Origin of the sequence: Rhizobium sp. BT04, from assembly GCF_030053135.1 — a bacterium.
GTDB lineage: Bacteria > Pseudomonadota > Alphaproteobacteria > Rhizobiales > Rhizobiaceae > Rhizobium > Rhizobium binxianense.
In genome coordinates this window covers 430153-446899 of record NZ_CP125651.1, presented here as the reverse complement: position 1 = coordinate 446899, position 16747 = coordinate 430153, and the positions used below count along the sequence as shown (strand labels likewise).

19 protein-coding genes and 1 pseudogene are annotated in these 16747 nt (G+C 60.8%); 10 read left to right on the top strand and 10 right to left on the bottom strand.

The window, feature by feature from the left end:
* The first annotated feature begins 1 nt into the window (after position 1).
* From QMO82_RS07340 to QMO82_RS07325, 4 genes are all read left to right on the top strand, one after another.
* Positions 2 to 916, top strand: coding sequence for a 3-hydroxyacyl-CoA dehydrogenase family protein (locus tag QMO82_RS07340; RefSeq protein WP_183609780.1), 915 nt, complete (start codon positions 2 to 4; stop codon positions 914 to 916).
* The gene (locus QMO82_RS07335) at positions 913 to 1689 is read left to right on the top strand and encodes an enoyl-CoA hydratase-related protein (protein WP_183609781.1); all 777 of its coding nucleotides are present in this window, start codon (positions 913 to 915) and stop codon (positions 1687 to 1689) included. Before QMO82_RS07340 ends, QMO82_RS07335 begins: the two co-directional genes overlap by 4 nt.
* 3 nt (positions 1690 to 1692) lie before the next feature.
* A complete protein-coding gene (locus tag QMO82_RS07330) occupies positions 1693 to 2439 on the top strand; it encodes a UTRA domain-containing protein (RefSeq protein WP_273885100.1) in 747 nt (248 codons plus the stop codon).
* A gap of 234 nt (positions 2440 to 2673) precedes the next feature.
* Positions 2674 to 3063 (top strand): RidA family protein, encoded by a 390-nt coding sequence (locus QMO82_RS07325; RefSeq protein ID WP_183609782.1) that lies wholly within the window; start codon positions 2674 to 2676, stop codon positions 3061 to 3063.
* On the opposite strand, the gene QMO82_RS07320 is transcribed toward QMO82_RS07325, so the two are convergent.
* The 6 genes from QMO82_RS07320 to QMO82_RS07295 form a co-directional block, all read right to left on the bottom strand.
* Positions 3060 to 3641, bottom strand: a complete 582-nt coding sequence (locus QMO82_RS07320) for an NAD(P)H-dependent oxidoreductase (RefSeq protein WP_183609783.1) — start codon at positions 3639 to 3641, stop codon at positions 3060 to 3062. The two genes, QMO82_RS07325 and QMO82_RS07320, sit on opposite strands and share 4 nt — an antisense overlap.
* The gene (locus QMO82_RS07315; RefSeq protein WP_183609784.1) at positions 3638 to 5047 is read right to left on the bottom strand and encodes an FAD-binding oxidoreductase; all 1410 of its coding nucleotides are present in this window, start codon (positions 5045 to 5047) and stop codon (positions 3638 to 3640) included. The genes QMO82_RS07320 and QMO82_RS07315 overlap by 4 nt, the downstream gene beginning before the upstream one ends.
* Position 5048: 1 nt before the next feature.
* On the bottom strand, positions 5049 to 6362 hold the full coding sequence (locus tag QMO82_RS07310; protein WP_183609785.1) for a cytosine deaminase: 1314 nt from the start codon (positions 6360 to 6362) through the stop codon (positions 5049 to 5051).
* Positions 6362 to 7204, bottom strand: coding sequence for an ABC transporter permease (locus tag QMO82_RS07305; RefSeq protein ID WP_183609786.1), 843 nt, complete (start codon positions 7202 to 7204; stop codon positions 6362 to 6364). Before QMO82_RS07305 ends, QMO82_RS07310 begins: the two co-directional genes overlap by 1 nt.
* Positions 7204 to 8028: an ABC transporter ATP-binding protein gene (locus QMO82_RS07300; RefSeq protein WP_183609787.1), complete on the bottom strand. Its 825-nt coding sequence runs from the start codon at positions 8026 to 8028 to the stop codon at positions 7204 to 7206. Before QMO82_RS07300 ends, QMO82_RS07305 begins: the two co-directional genes overlap by 1 nt.
* 64 nt (positions 8029 to 8092) lie before the next feature.
* Complete coding sequence (locus QMO82_RS07295; RefSeq protein ID WP_183609788.1) at positions 8093 to 9109, bottom strand: ABC transporter substrate-binding protein; 1017 nt, start codon at positions 9107 to 9109, stop codon at positions 8093 to 8095.
* Positions 9110 to 9293: 184 nt separating this feature from the next.
* Between QMO82_RS07295 and QMO82_RS07290 the strand changes: the two genes are divergently transcribed.
* A complete protein-coding gene (locus QMO82_RS07290; protein WP_183609789.1) occupies positions 9294 to 10283 on the top strand; it encodes a LysR family transcriptional regulator in 990 nt (329 codons plus the stop codon).
* Here the strand turns inward: QMO82_RS07290 and QMO82_RS07285 are convergent.
* The 4 genes and pseudogenes from QMO82_RS07285 to QMO82_RS07275 all read right to left on the bottom strand — a co-directional run bounded on the left by QMO82_RS07285 (position 10246) and on the right by QMO82_RS07275 (position 12519).
* On the bottom strand, positions 10246 to 11043 hold the full coding sequence (locus tag QMO82_RS07285) for a creatininase family protein (protein WP_183609790.1): 798 nt from the start codon (positions 11041 to 11043) through the stop codon (positions 10246 to 10248). The genes QMO82_RS07290 and QMO82_RS07285 overlap by 38 nt on opposite strands.
* Positions 11044 to 11167: 124 nt before the next feature.
* Positions 11168 to 11263: pseudogene (locus QMO82_RS33785) on the bottom strand (LysR family transcriptional regulator); the annotation flags it as partial.
* 66 nt (positions 11264 to 11329) lie between these two features.
* Complete coding sequence (locus tag QMO82_RS07280) at positions 11330 to 11974, bottom strand: NrsF family protein (RefSeq protein ID WP_183609791.1); 645 nt, start codon at positions 11972 to 11974, stop codon at positions 11330 to 11332.
* Positions 11971 to 12519, bottom strand: a complete 549-nt coding sequence (locus QMO82_RS07275; RefSeq protein WP_183609884.1) for a sigma-70 family RNA polymerase sigma factor — start codon at positions 12517 to 12519, stop codon at positions 11971 to 11973. Before QMO82_RS07275 ends, QMO82_RS07280 begins: the two co-directional genes overlap by 4 nt.
* Before the next feature lie 184 nt (positions 12520 to 12703).
* Between QMO82_RS07275 and QMO82_RS07270 the strand changes: the two genes are divergently transcribed.
* From QMO82_RS07270 to QMO82_RS07250, 5 genes are all read left to right on the top strand, one after another.
* Positions 12704 to 12952: a pentapeptide MXKDX repeat protein gene (locus QMO82_RS07270; protein WP_183609792.1), complete on the top strand. Its 249-nt coding sequence runs from the start codon at positions 12704 to 12706 to the stop codon at positions 12950 to 12952.
* A gap of 90 nt (positions 12953 to 13042) precedes the next feature.
* Positions 13043 to 13885 carry a cytochrome b/b6 domain-containing protein gene (locus tag QMO82_RS07265; RefSeq protein WP_183609793.1) on the top strand — a complete coding sequence of 281 codons (843 nt, stop codon included), beginning with the start codon at positions 13043 to 13045 and terminating at the stop codon, positions 13883 to 13885.
* Positions 13882 to 14658, top strand: a complete 777-nt coding sequence (locus tag QMO82_RS07260; protein WP_183609794.1) for a molybdopterin-binding protein — start codon at positions 13882 to 13884, stop codon at positions 14656 to 14658. The genes QMO82_RS07265 and QMO82_RS07260 overlap by 4 nt, the downstream gene beginning before the upstream one ends.
* Before the next feature lie 190 nt (positions 14659 to 14848).
* Complete coding sequence (locus QMO82_RS07255; RefSeq protein WP_183609795.1) at positions 14849 to 15607, top strand: FadR/GntR family transcriptional regulator; 759 nt, start codon at positions 14849 to 14851, stop codon at positions 15605 to 15607.
* Positions 15608 to 15630: 23 nt separating this feature from the next.
* Positions 15631 to 16605, top strand: coding sequence for a sialic acid TRAP transporter substrate-binding protein SiaP (locus QMO82_RS07250; RefSeq protein WP_183609796.1), 975 nt, complete (start codon positions 15631 to 15633; stop codon positions 16603 to 16605).
* Positions 16606 to 16747 lie beyond the last annotated feature (142 nt).

The window sequence follows — 16747 nt, the reverse complement described above, 5'->3', positions numbered from 1 at the left end:
CATGGCGCAGGACATCAGTCACAAGACCCGCACCCGGCCGAAGGTCGCCGTCCTCGGCGCGGGCACGATGGGTGCCGGCATCGCCGGCGTGTTTGCAGCACAAGGCTATCCCGTCGCCGTCTATTCCCGCAGCTCGGAGACGCTCGACAAGGCGCGGAGCCGGATCGTCGCCATCGCTGGCGAAGCGGCGGTCACGTACACGACCTCGATGGAGGATTGCGTTGCCGGCACCGGCATCGTCAGTGAGAATCTCGCGGAAGACGTTACGCTGAAGCAGCGCGTCTTCGGCGAGATCGAAGCCATGGCGCCGGTCAATTGCCTTTTGACGACGAATACCTCCAGCGTTCCGATCACCCTGATCGCGGCGGGGCTTGCCAGGCCGGAGCGGGTCGTCGGTGTTCACTGGTTCAATCCGCCGGCTGTCATGCCGCTTGTCGAGATCGTGCGCGGCGAGAAAACCTCGGATGAGGTGGTCCAACGCGCCCGCGCGCTCTGCGCCGATATCGGTAAGGAAGTGATTGAGGTGAAGACCGACATAGCGGGCTTCGTCGTCAACCGGCTGCAATATGCGATCCTGCGAGAAGCGCTCCATCTCGTCGAAGTGGGCGCCGCCTCGATTGAGGATGTCGACCGGGCGGTCGAAACGACGCTTGCGCCGCGCTGGTCTGCGGCAGGGCCGCTGCGGCTGATGGATCTGGCCGGTCTCGACACCGTCGAGAAAGTGTCGCGCATATTGATGCCGGCGCTCGATCGCAGCGAAGGCATCCCCTCCCTGGTTCGCCGGCTGTGTGAGGAGGGGGCTTTCGGAACGAAGAGCGGTCGCGGCTTTTACGACTGGACGGCTGAAGGGATCGCGGCCGCGATCGCGCGCCGCGACGGTACTGTCCGCCTGCTGACGGAAAGGCGCAAGCCATGACATCCTCGCTCGTCAAAACCGAGAAGCAAAGCGGCTTCGCGCGCGTCATCCTCGACCGCCCGGCCAAGCGGAACGCGCTCAACATCGAGATGCTGACCGGGCTTGTCGATGCGCTGCGCGACTGCCAGGCGGATCACTCCGTGCGGGCGATCGTCATCAGCGGCAGCGAGCGCGGCTTTGCCGCCGGCGCCGATATCGGGTCGCTCGCCGCCGCCACTCCCATCGAGCTTTATACCAGCGGCTTCAGCGAGAAATGGGACGAGGTGGCGGCCATCACCAAGCCGCTCATCGCTGCGATCTCGAGCTATGCCCTTGGCGGCGGTCTTGAGCTGGCGCTGATCTGCGACATCGTCGTCGCCGATCGCACGGCGGTGCTCGGCCTTCCGGAAACCGCGATCGGCACCATACCCGGCGCCGGCGGAACCCAGCGCCTCGTGCGCGCCGTCGGCAAGTCCATGGCGATGGAGATGGTCCTGGCGGGGCGAAAGCTCGACGCGGAAGAGGCAAGAGCCTGCGGCCTGATCAGCAGCATCGCCGTCGATGGCGAGACGGTGGACGATCTAGCCTGCGCGATCGCCGAGCGTATCGCTCAAGCTGCCCCCATCGCGGTCACCATGGCCAAGGCCGCTGTTCTCGAAAGTTTCGAGACTCCGCTGTCCGCTGGCATTCGTTACGAGCGTTCGCTGTCCGCATTGATTGCGGCAAGCGACGACCGGGCGGAGGGGATGCGTGCCTTTGCCGCGAAGGAACGGCCGCAGTTCAAGGGACGGTAAGCCGTGGAGACGCCGCGCGGGCAGGATAACCACATAAGCGGTCCAACTCCGGCAGGAAGGTTACGAACCTACAAGGACGTTAAACAATTTATTCTTGGCTGCATCAGTACCGGAAAATGGCCGCCACACCACCGTGTGCCGTCCGAAAATCAACTCGTGGTATCGTATGGAGTCAGCAAGACCACCGCTGAGCGCGCGTTGTACGAACTTGCCAGCGAAGGCGTACTGCGGCGGATACCCGGAATCGGTTCGTTCGTAGCCAAACCAAAATGCTTCCCGGCGGTCCTCGATATGCTCGATATTGCTGAAGATATTCGCCAGCGTGGGAAAATTCATACGGCCAATGTTATCACATTGTCTGAAAATCCAGCCAGTTTCGAGATTGGCAATGAACTCGGGGTTGAGGTCGGCTCCACAGTTTTTCATTCCGTGATCCTGCATCACAAAGACAACGTTCCGGTGCAGTTGGAAGATCGCTTCGTACTTCCGAGCGCCGTTCCTGCTTACCTCGCGCAGGATTTCACGAAGCGTACGCCTACTTCTTATCTCTTAGAGGCCGCGCAGGGTGCCAGAAACGAATACTCCATAAGAGCGGTTTCGCCAGAGGGATGGGAACAGACGCTCCTTGCGATCCTTCCGACCAAGCCGTGTTTGTCCATCCACGTGCGCCTCAACTCAAACCGGAATGTAGTCTCGGTTGCTCGCTTGGTTTCTCCGGCTGGTCGGTATCGACTTGAAGCGATCCGTTGACATGCCGCGCGAGCCTAACGACTAAGCTCCATAAATAGGCTTACGCCTCAAAAGTCAGCTTTCCCAGTGGCTTAGGACGGCGGTCGCGCAGGGACCGCGAGGGTCGCCGGTTCATTTCCTTTCAAGGCGGTCATCCTGCTTTTTGTCGCAAGACAGCATGGGCAACGCGATATTCTCATATTCCGCTGCATCTTGTAGGATCGGCATTGCAGATCTATGGGAAATTTCAAATCGATGAAGAAGACCTTCAATCCTCCCTCGGTGCGCCGGCCTTTTGGAAATTACAATCACGGCCTGCTGGTGCCACCCGGCGCATCGCTCCTGGTCACGTCGGGCCAGCTTGGTATCGGTCTCGACGATATTATTCCGAGCGACATCACTGCTCAGGCGGAACTCTGTTTCGACGCGATCAAGGCGATCCTCGAAGAGGCGGAGATGAGCTTTGCCGATGTGATCCGCATTTCGGGGTTCGTTACCCGGCGCGAGGATTTCCCGGCCTATATGGCGGTGCGGGATCGCTATACGCTCGATCAGAAGCCAGTTTCCACCTTGCTCGTCATCGGCGGCTTTACCCGCCCTGAGTTCCTCGTCGAGGTCGAGGTGACGGCCGCGAAGATTTTCTAAAAGCGCTCCATCGCGTCTCCGACGCGGGTGAGGAATTTTGCCCGCGTCTCCGGCGTGCAATTGTTCATGTCGTAATGGGCGAGGAAGGTCACCGGCCTCAGTGGATTGATCTGCGCCCTCAGCACCCTCTTGACGATCCTCTTCGGCGGGTTGCCGGCGGCAAACGCCCGAAAGGGCGTTGCACCATAAGTCAGAACGGCTGCAAGCTTGCGGATGTGGCGCAGCCGCGATTCCACCTTGCCGTTGACCAGTTCGAAGGAAACGCCCGGCAGCCACACGCGGTCGAAATAGCCTTTCAAAATTGCCGGAAAGCCGAAGTTCCAGATCGGGGTGCAAATGACAAGCCCTTCGGCTGCCTTCAACCTGTCGACATGGGATTCCACCAGCTTCAGATTTTCCGGATAGTCGTGATAGACGAGCCGGTCGCGGCGTGAGAGCACCGGGTCGAACTGCTCTTCATAAAGGTCGCAGGCATCCACTGTATGCCCGGCCTTTTCAAGACTCTCGACGGTCTGCCGGTAGAGCGCCTTGCCGTAACTTTCCTCGACCGGGTGGGAGTGGAGGACGAGAACCCTCATGAGGCCTCCATCAGGGCCGCCAGGCCGGGGAAGAGATAGTTCTTGCCGGCGTTGAAATCGAAATCGGGATTTTCCCAAGCAATCATCTTGCCGGGATTGAGCAGGCCCTTCGGATCGGTTTCCTGCTTGAAGGCGAGCTGCACCGTGTCGGTGCGCTTCATGCCGCCTTCTTCAAGCGTATAGCGGTGCGGGTTGAAGATCGGGCATCCATTGTCTTGGTGGATCTTGATGATCTCTTCCAGCCGCTCCTCGGTGGTGTAGCGTACCAGAGGCAGGCCGGAGCATTGGATCTGGCCGTCGAATTTGATGAATTCGAGATGACCGGGCACTTCGTCACCGAAGATTTCCACCATCTTGCGGACTTTAGCAACATGATCCGGTCCCGGATATTGCACCTGCAGATAGGTGAAGCTCGGATCGACCTTGAGGGCACGCAATGTCGTGTGGTTCCACGCGAGTTCGTAAGCATGCGGGATGCCGCGCATGCTTTCCACCTTGTCGGAGCGGAACATGATCTCACCCTTCAGCGCCGCCGTGAAGGCAAGAAAGGCATCCATGGAATGCGGCGCGATCATCAGTACGACGATCGACTGACCCTGACGGATATATGGCTTGTGGCGGGTGAAATAGTCGTGAGGGATAGGAGCCGCAATCGGCGCGATCTCCTTGACGAGGATGCCGTTGCATTTCGCCAGTGCGTCGGAGAAGCGCACCGCTTCCATGAAATCGTCATAGCCGACCAGCACATCGACCCAGTCATAGGCAGGCGCAAGCGGCATCTCGATCTCGGTGATGATGCCATTGGTGCCGTAGGCGTGGCTCACCTTCTGCAGATCCCAGCCGGTGAGATCGAGGACACGCGGCTCGGCTTCCATGGTGACGACGCGCAGCCGCAGGATATTGCCGATGTCGCGCAAGCCGCCCCAGGTGATCGAGCCAACGCCGCCGGAACCGCCGGCGATGAAACCGCCGACCGTCGCCGTCTGGGCGGTGGAGGGGTGGAAGCGCAGCTCCTGGCCGGAATGGGCCTTGGTCTGCTTGTCGAGCTGGGCAAGCACGATGCCCGGTTCGCAGATGACGCGGCCGGGATGGATCTCCTTGATCTTGTCCATGGCGGCGAGGTTCAGGACGATGCCGCCGGAAAGCGGCATGGCCTGGCCGTAATTGCCGGTGCCGGCGCCGCGCGGCGTGACCGGCACGCCATGGGCATAGGCGACCCTCAGCGTCCGGATGACCTCGTCCTCGGTCTTCGGCGTGACGACGAGATCGGCCGTCACATTGTCGAGCTGCGCCTTCAGGATCGGCGAGTACCAATAGAAATCCCGGCTCTTCTGGCGTACCAGCGCCGGATTGTCCTCGACGGCGATGCCTTCGAGTTCCTTTTTGATCTTCTGATAATCGGCCATGTCAGGCTCCAACGACGTTATCGAGTTCACGGTAGTCCGGCAGGCTGCGGTCGATCACCTTGCCGCGGCGAAGCACGACGCGGTCAGACTGCGGACGCGACAGGAATTCACTCCAGCGCCGCGCGCTGAAGAGCACGAGATCGGCCGGATCGCCGGCGGCGATACGGCCCTTGTCCGGCCGTCCGACGATAGCGGCGGGCGAGGTGGTGACGACACGGGCGGCGGTATCGAGCGGGTGGTCGAGATGCAGAATCCGGACGGCCTCGCGGAAGACCTCGACCGGATCGAGATCACCATAGGCATAGAAGGGGTCGCGGGTATTGTCGGAGGCGACCGCGGTCGCGATACCGGCGGCGGCCAGCTCGTGGAACAGAGTGACGCCGCGCCAGCGCGGGGTGCGGCCGGCATAGCGGTCCTGCAGATACATGTTGCACATCGGCAGCGAGATGACGGCTATGCCGGCTTTGGCGACCAGTTCGACGGTGCGCGCGGCGGTGTCGTCGTCCTGGCGGGCGAGCGAGCAGCAATGGCCGGCAGCGACCTTGCCCTTAAACCCGTTGCGCAGTACCGCCTCGGCAATTGCTTTGAGCGTCTCGGCGCCGGGGTGATCCGTCTCGTCGACATGCAGATCGATATCCAGGCCATGTTCTGCGGCCGTTCTGAAGAGCGTGTCGAGCTGCCAGGCAAGCTCTGGCCCCATCCGGGTGACGCCGCCAAGCAGGCCGCCGCTCTGCCGAACTGTTGTGACGAGGTCGGCAAAGAAGATGCTGTCTGCAATGGCGTCCAGCGGGAACAGGGCGACTGCCTGCAGCGCGATCCTGTCCTTCCAGGCATCCCGGATTTCGGCAAAGACCTCGAAGGAGATGCGATGCTGGGGCGCCAGCGAATCCAGGTGCGTGCGGATCAGGCTGGTGCCGTGGGCATAGGCGGAACGCAGCGAGAATTCCATGCGCCGTTTGACGTCTGCAGCCGACCAGTTGGCTTCCCGGTCGGCCCGGACGGCATCGAGCGCGCCCATGAAGCTGCCGTCGGGATTGGCCTGGCGCGGCCAGATATGGCCCTTGTCGAGATGGGTATGGATATCGGCAAAACACGGCCAGACCATGCCGTCCTTGAGATCGATCCTGGCATAGTCGGCGGGTGCGGCGCCAGCCGGCCGGATGGCGGCAATCGTACCGTCGCTGATGACGATATCGACTGTCGCCAGTCCCTCCGTCACGGACACGTCGAGAGGCCCGACGGTAACGGCGGGCACTGTCGCATTGCTCAGCACGAAGCGGGCCGCATTCGGCGGGGATATGAAGGAATAGGTCATCAGTTTTCCCGTTTGATGCTGCTTTCATGCCAGCGGTGGAGGCTCAGCCAGGCAATCAGGGTGGTGAGGCCGAAAATGGCGACCCCAAGCATGGAGAGCATCAACAGCGCCGCAAACAGCCGCGGGATGTTCATCCGGTACTGTGCTTCGAGCAGACGGAAGGCGAGGCCGGAGCCGGCACCGGCCGAGCCCGCGGCAAATTCGGCGACGACGGCGGCGATCAGCGCGAGGCCGCCGCCGATGCGGAGACCGGTCATGAAATAGGGCTGGGCGGCCGGGATCTTCAGATGGATCAGCGTCTGCCAGCGCGAGGCGCCGTAGAGCTCGAACAGGTTGATGAGGTTATGGTCGACGCTCTTCAGGCCCTGCACCATGTTCGACAGGATCGGGAAGAATGCGACGAGGAAGGCGCAGATGAGCAGCGCCACCTGCGTCGAGGGAGCGTAGATCAGGATCAGCGGCGAGATCGCCACGATCGGTGTCACCTGCAGGATGACGGCGAGCGGATAGAAGGCGATCTCGATCCAGCGCGATTGCACGAGGAAGATCGCAAACCCCACGCCGCCGATCAGCGCCAGCATCAGCGAGATGAAGGTGATCTTAGTCGTGACCCAGAGGGCCGGCGCCAGCGTACCCCAATCCGTCACGAAGGCGTTTGCCACAGCGGCCGGTCCTGGCAGGATATAGGGCGGCACGCCGGACAGTTTCACATAGGTGTACCAGACGAGGATCAACAGGGCGATGACGAGGAAGGGAATGGCGATGCGCAGCGCAAGATTGCGGCGCCTTGCGTTTGCGGTACCCTTAACGAGCGGCGGCGATGTGTCTGTTTCGTCACTCATCAATGATCCCCTGCCGAATTGATCGCCCCGATCAGCGAATACGATACCGTTTCGCAGGCCTTGCGGTATTCTTCCGAAGTGCGGTAGTGCGCGTCGCGTTCGAGGCTGGTGATCAGCGGGACGTCGGCATGCACACGCCCGGGCCTTGCCTTCATCACGACGATGCGGTTCGAGAGATAGGCGGACTCGAAGACCGAATGCGTCACGAAAATCACCGTAATGCCGGTCGCCTTCCACAGCCGCAGCACGTCGTCGTTGAGCTTCTGGCGGGTGATCTCATCGAGCGCGGCGAAAGGTTCGTCCATCAGCAGCAGCTTCGGCTTCGTCACCAGCGCACGGGCGATCGAGACGCGCATCTTCATACCGCCGGAAAGTTCGCGCGGATAGGCCTTGGCAAAATCCTGAAGGCCGACGGTAGTCAGCACTTCCATGATCTGATCATGCGCGGCTGCCTTCGAAACGCGCCTCAACCTCAGCGGCAGATGGACATTGTCGAACACGTTCTTCCAGGGCATCAACGTCGGTTCCTGGAAGACAAAGCCGATATCGCCCTCCGGCAGACCTCTGGAATTGATGCGCGAACTCGGCCAGTCGATCGTTCCCGAGGTGACATCCCCGAGACCGGCTATGATGCGCAGCGCGGTCGACTTGCCGCAGCCGGAAGGGCCGAGCAGGCTGACGAACTCGCCACTTTCGACGGTGAGCGACATGTTCGAAAGGGCGACAGTGCCGCTGGAAAAGACCTTCGAAACCGACTGCATGACGACCAGCGGCCGCTTTCGCGTTTCCTTCGACGGCGCCACCTTGGTTTCGGCTAGGGACATTTTCTCGCTCATTTATCGAAAGGGATGCGGTCCGCCACCGGGCGGCGGACCGAGCCTGGGAGGCTTATTTCTTCAGCGCCATTCCGGCGCCCTTGCACACGAACTTCGCCGTAAAGGCCTTGGTATAGGCAGTATCGGTCTTGAACACCTTGATGGCCGTCATCTCGTCGAAGAACTTCTTGTAATGGGCGTCGGTAATGCAGCCGATGCCTTTGTCGAGGCTGTCGCCGGATTCGATGATGCCATATTCCTTCATCTTGGCGATCGAATAGGCGATCTGGCCGTCCGTCATTTCGGGATTGTCCTTCTTGATCAGCGCGTTCGCCTTGGCGTTGTCGCCGTAGAGGTAGTTGTACCAGCCCTCGATCGAGGCATCGACGAAGCGCTGCACGACATCGGGCTTACCGTCGATCATCGCCTGCGTCGTCGTGATCATCGTCGAATAGGGGGAGTAACCGTTGTCGGCGAGCAGGAAGACCTTAGGCTCGAAGCCCGCCTGCTTCTGGATCTCGTAGGGTTCGGAGGTCAGGTAGCCCTGCTGGCCCGAGTCCTTGTCTGCGAGGAAGGGGGCGGGGCTGAAGTTATAGGGCTTGTACTGTTCGTCCTTGAAGCCTTTGAAGTTGGCCTTCATCCATTCGAAATAGGTGAGGTAGCCGTCCTTGCTGAGGAACAGCGTTTTCAGCTTGGCGAGGTCCTCGAATTTGTCGACGCCGTTATCCGGATGGGCAATCAGCACCTGCGGATCTTTTTGGAAGATCGCGGCGACATCGACCAGCGGAATACCCTGCTCTACGGCGGATATTTCTTCCTGAGGACCACCCATGTAAAAATCGAGCTTGCCGGAGATCAAGAGCGCGCTGTTTGCAGCATTCGGGCCGCCTTGGACGATGGTGACATCGAGGCCGTATTTCGCATAGGTTCCGTCGGCGACGGCTTGGTAGAAGCCGCCATGCTCGGCTTGGGCAAGCCAGTTCGTGCCGTAGCTTACCTTGTCGAGGGCAAGCGCCGGCGAGGCGCCAGCGAGCATGGATGCGAGGCCGAGGCAGCGCAAGAATTGCGTCTTCGTCTGTGATTTCAACATGGCAGGCAGTTCCCCTTTTTTCGCCGAGGGAAGCCTTGGTCGGCTCCCTTTTAACGCAATTTGAGCCATTGCCATGCGCTTTGAAAAGCATCAAAATTCGTGCGCATTGATGCCTTTTCGGCATCTGTGGAAAAGCTGAAGATAATTTGTGCGCCCTGCGCAAAATTTATGCACCGGAGAGATCATGTTGCACTCCAGACGCCTTCTTTACATCAACGAGATCGCCCGTTGCGGTTCGATCCGCAAGGCGGCAGCGCGCCTCAACGTTGCGTCATCGGCGGTCAACAGGCAGATTTTGGCGCTGGAAGAGGAGATCGGGGCGCCGCTTTTCGAGCGGCTGCCGCGTGGCTTGCGGCTGACGGCTGCCGGTGAACTCTGCATCGAACATATTCGGGAGGTGCTGAAGAATTACGAGCGCCTGGAGGGGCGCATCCGCAGCCTCAAGATGCAGCAGGCGGGGAAGGTGCGCATGGTGACCACCGTCGGCCTTGCCGCCGGGCCGCTGCCCGAAATCATCGCGCGGTTTCTGTCAGAGCATCCGCGCGTCTTCGTTCAGCTGCGCAACGATGCCGGCGGCACGACGGCCAGCCACGTTGTATCAGGCGAGGTGGATATCGGTCTCGGCTTCAACATCCCCGCCATGCCCGGCATCCGCACGCTTGGAAATTTCGATATCCCGATCGGTGTGGTACTGCCGCCGGGCCATCGCCTGATTGGTCCCGGGCCGATCAACCTCGCTGATGTCACGCAGGAAAAACTGGTTCTGGCGCAGCCGGGCACCAGCCTGCGCGAGGTAATCAATCTTGCTTTCGCGCGCCTGCCCATCTCGGTCGAACCGGTGCTGGAAACGAACGCATCGGAGATGCTGAAGCAGCTCGTCAAATGCGGCACGGGCCTGACGCTGCTCAATCCGCTCGACGTCATCACCGAATGCCGGCGCGGCGAACTCGTCTTCCGGCCGGTCGCCGAGCCGCATGCGCGTTACCAACAGATGAAGCTGTTTGCGCGCGCCCGCGCCCCGCTCGATGCAGCCACCAGCCTATTCGTCGAATATCTGCTCGCCGAACTGCTCGGCCTGGTGCAGGAATTGCAGGCCAAGGGCCATATCCCGCCGGATGTGAAACCCGTGGCTGACCCTATTTCACATAGAGATTCGAAAGCGGATAGGCCTTGAGATCCCGGAGCAGCTCGACAAACCCCTTGACCTGATGGCGGCAGATCGCCTCGCCCTTTTCGGCTGTGGCGATCGAGGCATCGCCGACCACGCCGAGGGGATTGAGGTCATGCGCAATCCAGGCTAGCGAATGCGGCGGCAGAGGCTGAAGATATTTGGATTGCTGCCGCATCCATTCGGCCTTCGAGGCGAAATTCTCAGCCTTGTCCATACGCACCAGCTCGGGGCGGAAGTGCAGCATCAACGACGTCTCGACATCGCCGCCGTGGATGCCGTATTTGCTCTCGTGATCGCTGACCATGCCTTCCGGATGACCGAAACGGCCCCATTGCGTGGAGACCACCGCCATTTGATGGCGCACGCGCAGTTCACGCGCGACGATGCTCATAATGTCGACATTGCCGCCGTGGGAGTTGACGATCACCATTTTCCGCAATCCAGCTTCGGCAACCTTTGCCCCGATCGCCGTCCAGACGGGGATGAGCAACTCGGCGCTGAGCGACAGCGTGCCGGGGCCATAGATGTGTTCGTTGGCCTTGCCGATCTCCTGTGTCGGAAGGACCAATATGTCCAGATCCTCCGGCCGCTGCCTCTTCAGCTCCGCCAGCATGCCGGCCGCGATGGCGACATCGGTTGCGATCGGCAGATGCGGGCCGTGCTGTTCCGTCGAGGCGATCGGCAGAACGGCAATCGTCGTCTCGGGGGAAAGGCCGGCAAAATCATATGTGTTGAGCTCGTTCCAGTAAAACGGCGTCGCCATGCGGTAGTCCCCTTTTCATCACCTGCCTTGACAGGGAGTAGGGAATAACGATGAGCGCGAAAAGCATCATTTTGTGTGCATGGCGCTGCTTTTTCGAGTGCGCCAATACCAATTGCAGTAGTCCCCGGTGTGATCTGAACCGGAAGGCCTCGACGAAGGCGCTGAAGGCCGACGAGAAAGGGCGGCGGCTGGGATAGTCGAAATGACAGCCTTGCCTCGTTTGCGCAAAGTGTTGCGGCGCGCAACGATCGATCTTTTCGGATCGCGAATTGTCTCGGCAGAGGATCTACCAGCGGAGCAGCCGAGGACCGGTGAAGGCGCCGAGCGCGCCGGTGAGCAGGATGCCGAGGGAATACCAGATCAGCACGAAGGGCATGCCGTTTTCGGTGCAAAACCACGAATAGACCCAGGCGCCGGCTGCTCCCGCGGCAATGCCGGCGACCAAGCCGGTTCGCCTGAGATTCGAGGGCGCCGCGCGACGCAATGCCCAGACCACCCCGGCATAGACCGGTAATGCGAAGGCGATGATCAGCAACGGGCAATGGAGCGCCGAAGAGCCGAGGATCAACACCCGGTAAGATCCAACGGGAGCCATCATGAGCTGGATCGCTGCGACCGCTGTCATGGCAGCGAAGATCGAAGTCAGCCAACCGAAAAACCGTCCTTCGGAACCGTCGGGGCGGGAAAGCCGGAAGACAGCGAAGAGAGCCGCCACGGCAATCACGGCATTGTAGGCCGATTTGATCCAGAAGACCGGCAGCATCAGTACATCAGGCATATCGACCCTGAGGCCGAGAATGGCCAGCATCAGCAGCAGCGAGAGCCCGAGGGCCGGCAAGAGGCCAAGCGCGAAGCGGCGCCACAGCGCATGGCGCGGCACCGGCTTCAGGTCGCTTACCAGGCTTTCGATGATGTCGTCCGTCTTTGTCACGATGCGCCTCGCAATCTCTCTCCGAGCGCCTTGAGCGCCCGGTGGATGCCGACTTTCACCGCCGATTCGGACTGGCCGGTGCGGGTTGCGGTGTCGGCGACCGATTGGCCCTCGAGTTTTACCTGCCGGATCAGTTCCTGCTGCTTCAGCGGCAAGCCGTCGAGCAGCCGCTCGACATCCATACGCGCCGTCAGTGTGTCCTCGCTGAAGTCGCTTTCGATCTCCTCGCCAAGCTCGGTCTCACCAAGCCTGCGTCCACCGTGGCCGCGGTGATGGTCGATCAGCTTGTAGCGGGCGATCGAGAAGAACCATGCCGTGAAAGGTCTGTTTCGGTCGTAGGTGAATCGGCGGGAATGCAGTGCCAGCAATGTCTCCTGGACCAAGTCCTCCATATCCGCCTTCGTCGCCGCAGCCATCCGGCGGCTGTAATAACCAACAAGCAGCGCGCGCAAGACCGTCAGCAAACGCCGATAGGCCGCCTCGTCCCCGTCAAGGGAGAGAAGCATCAAGGCTTTCAGGGCTTCTTCCGAACGGGCGGTTGTCATGCTGTCAGAGAGTTCATTCGGAAAAACAGCCAATCGGTTACAGAAGATCAAAAACAATATCGGCATCACAGCTCTATCACATGCGCGTGAAGCTGTAACGCATCCCCACACTCGCTCGAATGGGCTGATGTGAGCCATCGGCAGGCCGCCGGCGGACACGACAATCCGATTCCAGGAGAGTTCCATGACCAAACTTGTTTCCAGCCTTGCAGCCTGCTCCTTCATCGTCGGCCTTTCGCTCGCCGGCGTGGTGTCGGCTGAGGACGCCATGAAGTCCGATTCGATGAAGAAGGACACTATGCAGAGCGACGCGATGTCGAAGGACGCCATGAAGACATCGGCCACCAAGGCGGACTGCACTCATAAGGCCGGCATGGAGAAGGATGCGATGAAAAAGGCCGACATGATGAAGACCTGCGACGCGATGAAATAGGCGTTTTTCAGATCTGCGCGGCCGCTGAAACTTTATCCGCGGCGGTCGCGTCTTCTCTTCTCGAAATGTCTCTTCATCCGGAGAACTATCATGGCGATGATCGATGCCGGCGCGAAAACCGGCCGCACACTTATCTACCGCCACAGCCTTGCCGTCCGCCTGTCGCATTGGGTGAATGTGCTTTGCCTCACGGTGCTGCTGTTCAGCGGCCTGCAGATATTCAATGCGCATCCCGCACTTTATTGGGGCCAGTATGGCGCCGACAACGACCCTTCCTTCATTTCCATGGAAGCCGTCGACGATGGCGACCAAGTGAAGGGGCTGACGCATTTGGGTTCGCTCACCTTCGATACGACAGGCTTGCTCGGTCTCTCGAATGTCGATGGTGAAGCGACAGCCAGGGGGTTCCCAAGCTGGGTCACGGTACCAAGCTATCAGGACCTGTCGGCCGGCCGGCGCTGGCATTTCTTTTTTGCCTGGCTCTTCGTCCTCAACGGCCTTGCCTATCTCGTCTACGGACTGGTCAGCCGGCATTTCCGCCGGGATCTCGCTCCGAGCGGCAACGAGCTCAGACCCGCGCATCTCGGTCATGAAATCGTCAATCATATCAGGCTGCGCTTTCCGAAAGGCCCCGAAGCGCGGCACTACAACACGCTGCAGAAGCTGACCTATCTCCTGGTGATCTTCCTGCTGCTGCCGTTGATGGTCGCGACGGGGCTCACCATGTCGCCGGGCTTCAACGCCGTGGCGCCCTGGCTGCTCGATGTCTTCGGTGGGCGGCAATCGGCCCGCACCCTCCATTTCCTCACCGCCTTTTCGCTCGTCGCCTTCGTCGTGGTGCATGTCGCCATGGTGATCCTGTCGGGTGTCTTCAACAATCTGCGGTCAATGATCACCGGCTACTACGCCATCGAACAGGGAGACAGACAATGAGCCGCCTGATCACCCGCCGCCGCTTCCTGATCGGCTCGACCCTGACCGCCTCTGCTTTGGGACTAAGCGGATGCGACGCATTGGTCGAAAGCGACCGGACGAAGTCGGTTCTGAAGGTCGCCGAGGGTTTCAGCATGAAGGCGCAGCGCTTGCTGCTCGGCGACAAGGCATTGGCCCGTGAATTCAGCGAGGCCGATCTGTCGCCGGTCTTTCGCTCGAACGGCACCAGCATGCCTGACAATCCGCAATATCTCGACTGGATGAGCCGGCAGTTCTCGACCTGGAGACTTGATGTCGGCGGATTGGTGGAAAAGCCGTCGCAATTCTCGCTCGCGCAGCTGAAGACGATGCCGTCGCGCACCCAGATCACCCGACACGACTGCGTCGAAGGCTGGAGCGCGATCGGCAAATGGACGGGCCTGCCGCTCGGCGCCCTGCTGCAATCGGTCGGGCTGAAACCCCAGGCGCGCTACATCGTGTTCCACTGCGCCGATGAATATGAAAAGACGCTGGATGGTACCGGCTGGTATTATGAGAGTATCGATCTGGTCGATGCCTTCCATCCGCAGACGATCCTTGCCTATTCGATGAATGGACGCGACCTGGAAGTGGCGCATGGCGCGCCGCTGAGGCTTAGGGTCGAGCGGCAGCTCGGTTATAAGCAGGCGAAATATCTGACCCGCATCGAGGCGGTGGCAGGCCTCGGCCAGATTTATGGCGGCAATGGCGGCTTCTGGGAGGATCGCGGCTACGAATGGTATGCCGGGATCTAAGTTTTCCGGAGGGCTGAAGCCGGCACGATAGCCGCTCTGTCCAAATCACCAAGGTTCCCAGCCTGTGGCTTTCCTGTTTAACGTTTATGCGGCGGATTGACGCACAGCTCACGGGATGGTACCTCTGTGCGAATTGGTCAGGCCAGTTGACCAGCTGCGTGCTTGAGGAGAAGCCGCCGGGGAGGCCACGATGTTTTCGCCTGTTGAATCACGCCGCCTCTATCGGCAGGTGGCGGACCAGATCCGCTTGATGATCGCCAGCGGCGAGCTTGCCATCGGCCGACGGTTGCCGGCCGAGCGTGACCTGGCCGAGCAATTGTCGGTGTCGCGCCCGACCGTGCGCGAGGCGCTGATCGTCCTGGAGGTCGAAGGCCTGGTCAATATCCGCATGGGATCCGGCATCTATGTGGTGCGCCAGCATGCCGCTGATGTGGCCGGAGCCGAGCGCGAGCCGGTGGAGGGGCCTTTCGAGCTGCTGCAGGCGCGCGCCATCATCGAATGCGCCATTGCCGAAGAGGCCGCAGGCCGCGCCAGGCCTGAGGATATCGCTTTGCTCGATGAAGCGCTGATGCGCATGAGCGGCGTTGTCAATGATGCAAGCGCCGTACTTACCGCCGATCGCGCCTTCCACACCGGCATCGCCGCCATCGTCGGCAATGCGACGTTGATACGGGTGACGGGCGAGATGTTCGACATGCGCATGACCCCCTATTTCGCGCAGCTCGCGAGCCATTTCGAGGGGCCGGGCACATGGCGCAGCGCCGTGGATGAGCATCGGGCCATTCGCGACGCAATCGCCGTCGGCGATGCCGCGGGCGCGAAGGCCGCCATGCGCGCCCATCTCACCATGTCGCAGAAGAGGTTTTCCGAGAGCTTCGGGGAGGAGTTTTCGGGAGAGGAGGAGCGCGGCCGCAGCAAGCGGCCCGCGAAAGGAACGACCAAGACTTAAACATAAGCTCGGAGGAGAGAGCGATGAAGAAGAGACTGGCAACGATACTGTGCGCCGCAGCCGCGATCATGGCGAGCAGCGCGATCGCGCATGCCGAGACCGTGCTGAAATGGGCGCATGTCTATGAAACGTCCGAGCCCTTCCACACGGATTCCGTCTGGGCTGCGGAAGAGATCAACAAGCGCACCGACGGGCGTTACAAGATCGAGGTTTACCCGGCCTCGCAGCTCGGTAAGGAAGCCGATATCAACCAGGGCCTCAAGCTCGGGACGGTCGATATCATCATCTCGGGTTCGAGCTTCGCGGCCCGCGACTACAAGCCGATCGGCGTCACCTACTTCCCTTATATTTTCCGCGGTCCCGATCACCTGATCGCCTATACGAAGAGCGATGTCTTCAAGCGCCTTGCCAAAGGCTATGAAGACAAGACCGGCAACCACATCGCCGCCGTCAGCTATTACGGCACGCGCCACACGACATCAAACAAGCCGATCGCCAAATGCGCCGACATGCAGGGCTTGAAGATCCGCGTGCCCGACGTTCCGGCCTATCTCGCCATGCCGCGCGCCTGCGGCGCCAACACCACACCGATCGCTTTTGCCGAAGTCTATCTCGCTTTGCAGAACGGCACGGTCGAGGCGCAGGAAAACCCGCTGACGACGATCGAGGCGAAGAAATTCTACGAAGTCCAGAAGAACATCATCCTCACCGGCCACATCGTCGATCATCTCAACACCGTGGTCTCGAAGACGCGGTGGGCAAGCCTTTCCGACGAAGACAAGAAGATCTTCGGCGAGGTCATGCAGGAGGCGGCCGAGCGCACGAGCAAGACGATCGCCGGCAAGGAAAACGGTCTTATTGCGACCTTCAAGGAAAAGGGCCTGAACGTCGCCGAGGTCGACAAGGCCGATTTCGAAAAGGCCGTAATGGAAAAGGTCAAGTTCGAGGACTTCGGTTACGAGAAGGCCGATTGGGAAGCAATCCGCGCGATCCAGTAAAGCCTGGCAATGACGGTTGCCCCTCACCCTAACCCTCTCCCCGTAAAAACGGGGCGAGGGGACGTGCCCTGCGAGAGGTGGGCGGGGGACGGAGAGGTCGCGGCATATCCCCTTCGCCCCGTTTACGGGGAGAAGGTGGCGG